Here is a 3118-nt window from a genome sequence, read left to right as displayed (position 1 = left end):
CACAGGGGAATGCATTCCTACAGATAAATGCGTTCCAAATGTGGGAGCGGGCTTGCCCGCGAAGAGGCCCTCACAGTCAACTCAAATTCCCTTGAACACCCCAGGCCGCTTCTCCACCATCGCCAGTACCCCTTCCTTGGCATCCTCGCTATTCAGCAGTTTATCCACCATCGGCTGTAATGCCGCGGCCGCCACCGTTTCGCCTTCCATCCGCGCCAAGCGCGCCGACATCAACGTCGCCTGCACCCCCAATGGCGCCTGCCGCGCAATGCGGCTGGCCAGCTCAACGGCACGGGGCAGCAGGTCTTCACTGGCCATCACCTCCTGCACCAACCCCAGGCGCAGCGCCTCATGGGCATCGAACTCATCACCGGTGAGCAGCCAGCGCATCGCATTGCCCCAGCCGGCCATCTGATGAAAGCGCAATGTCGCGCCACCAAACGGAAAGATCCCACGCTGCACTTCCATCTGCGCAAAGCGCGTGTTGCTTGCGCACAGGTTGATATCCGCCGCCAACATCAACTCGATGCCGATGGTCAGGCAATAGCCCTGGGCCGCCACGATCACCGGTTTGCTGACCCTGGGGCCGGCGAACACGCCCCACGGATCGCAGCCGCCCAGCGGCGGTTGCCAGCCACCGGCCATCACGCCGCTGACATTCGCCAGGTCGAGGCCGGCGGTGAAGTGCTCGCCGTGGGCAAATACCACGGCCACCCGGGCTGCATCATTTCGATCAAATTCGCCATAGGCCAGGCTCAGCTCATTGAGCAGATCCAGGTCGAAGGCGTTGCGCTTGGCCACTCGGTCCAGGCCCAGCAGCAAGACATGTCCCTGTAATTCACGGCTGACGCGACTGCTGCTGGCTTGATTCATCGGGTGTGCCCTCGGGCGCGGGAGAGGTTTCAGACCAAAGGGTCGGAAGGGTAGGGTGAACCGTTTAAGCGTTATGACCAGCAGGGCCGGGCCTTTGAAAAATAGACCCTGTGGCTGTTATCTGCAAAGACTGTGACGCAGCGCGGTTTATCGGCGCTTTGCGATAAAAAAAGCTCCCTTTTTCAGCTATTTCCGGTATAGTGCGCGCCGGCCTTTAACCGGGCCGCGTTTAGGTAGCGCAATTCCCCGAAGTCAGCTTCGGCTGCACGTCCGCACAGCGGACTCTTCCTTGACGAATCTTTTTTCTTTCATTCGTTTTCGCAAATCCCCGCCGACAAAGCAGCCAGGGCGACTCTTGAGTCTCAACACGGCATGCGCAGCTTTGGAGCATGGGTCTTTGCGGATGCACTTAGAGGCAGACCCATGACCCAGGAAACCGGCGGCTTCGCCGCTTTTAATCTTAACCCGAACATTCTTGCTGCCGTCATCGCGACTGGCTACGAAGAACCTTCGGCGATTCAGCAGCAATCGATCCCGATCATCATGGCCGGCAAAGACATGATTGGCCAGGCGCAAACCGGTACCGGTAAAACCGCCGCGTTCGCCCTGCCTATCCTGCACTGCATCGATCCTGCCAAGCGCGAGCCGCAAGCCCTGATCCTGGCGCCAACCCGTGAGTTGGCGCTGCAAGTAGCAACCGCTTTCGAAACCTACGCCAAGCAAATGCCAGGTGTAACCGTTGTGGCCGTTTACGGCGGCGCGCCTATGGGCCCACAACTGAAAGCAATCCGTAATGGCGCACAGATCGTTGTCGCCACGCCGGGCCGTCTGTGCGACCACCTGCGTCGCGACGAAAAAGTCCTGTCGACCGTGAACCACCTGGTTCTCGACGAAGCTGACGAAATGTTGAAGCTGGGCTTCATGGATGACCTGGAAGTCATCTTCAAGGCGCTGCCACCGACCCGTCAGACCGTACTGTTCTCGGCGACCCTGCCACAGTCGATCCGTGCCATTGCCGAGCGTCACCTGCGTGACCCAGAGCACGTCAAGATCCAGACCAAGACTCAGACCGTTACCGCGATCGAACAGGCTCACCTGTTGGTTCACGCTGACCAGAAGACCTCGGCTGTATTGAGCCTGCTGGAAGTCGAAGACTTCGACGCCCTGATTATGTTCGTGCGCACCAAGCAAGCGACCCTGGACCTGGCCAGTGCCCTGGAAGCCAAAGGCTACAAAGCCGCTGCGCTGAACGGTGACATCGCCCAGAACCAACGTGAGCGCGTGATCGACTCCCTCAAGGATGGCCGTCTGGACATCGTTGTCGCGACCGACGTTGCCGCTCGTGGCCTCGACGTTCCACGTATCACCCACGTGTTCAACGTTGACATGCCTTACGATCCAGAGTCCTACGTTCACCGTATCGGCCGTACCGGCCGTGCGGGTCGCGAAGGTCGTGCACTGCTGCTGGTGACTCCACGTGAGCGCCGCATGCTGCAAGTGATCGAGCGTGTAACCGGTCAGAAAGTTGCTGAAGTGCGCCTGCCGGATGCCCAGGCAGTCCTGGATGCGCGCATCAAGAAACTGACCAACAGCCTGTCGCCACTGGTGGCTGATGCTGAATCGACCCACGGCGACCTGCTGGACCGCCTGACCGCCGATATCGGTTGCACCCCGCGTGCCCTGGCTGCAGCCCTGCTGCGCAAAGCGACCAACGGTCAAGCCCTGACCCTGGCTGCTATCGAGAAAGAACGCCCACTGGTTCCGAACAACGCGCCACGCGGTGATCGTCCAGAGCGTACTGGCGACCGTCCAGACCGTGGTGATCGTGAGCGTCGTGCTCCGGTTCCATTGGCTGAAGGCCGCGCTCGTTGCCGTACCGCGCTGGGCGCGCGTGATGGTATTGCGGCCAAGAACCTGCTGGGCGCTATCCTCAACGAGGGTGGCCTGGCACGTGAAGCCATCGGTCGCATCCAGGTCCGTGACAGCTTCTCCCTGGTGGAGCTGCCGGAAGACGGTCTGGAAAAACTGCTGGCCAAGCTGAAAGATACTCGCGTTGCCGGTAAGCAGCTGAAGCTGCGTCGCTACCGCGAAGATTGATCCGCCCCTGGGCTGATTGATCGCACATAAAAAATCCCCGACTGGTTCGGGGATTTTTTTTGCCTGCTCAATCTAGGGTCAACCCCCAATCAAGTGTGGGAGCGGGCTTGCTCGCGAATGCGGAGTGTCAGTCACTAAATTTGTTATT

Annotated in this window: 2 protein-coding genes; one reads left to right on the top strand and one right to left on the bottom strand. The window is 60.0% G+C overall.

The window, feature by feature from the left end:
- Positions 1-81: 81 nt before the first annotated feature.
- Positions 82-873, bottom strand: coding sequence for a crotonase/enoyl-CoA hydratase family protein (locus tag NUV89_RS28780; RefSeq protein WP_257783988.1), 792 nt, complete (start codon positions 871-873; stop codon positions 82-84).
- Positions 874-1296: 423 nt separating this feature from the next.
- Here NUV89_RS28780 and NUV89_RS28775 point away from each other — a divergent pair, with 423 nt between their 5' ends.
- A complete protein-coding gene (locus tag NUV89_RS28775) occupies positions 1297-2970 on the top strand; it encodes a DEAD/DEAH box helicase (protein WP_017734403.1) in 1674 nt (557 codons plus the stop codon).
- Positions 2971-3118 lie beyond the last annotated feature (148 nt).

Source organism: Pseudomonas sp. 18.1.10, assembly GCF_024655625.1.
Classification (GTDB): domain Bacteria; phylum Pseudomonadota; class Gammaproteobacteria; order Pseudomonadales; family Pseudomonadaceae; genus Aquipseudomonas.
The sequence above is the reverse complement of the archived record's forward strand: the minus strand, read 5'-3'. Positions and strand labels throughout refer to the sequence as shown.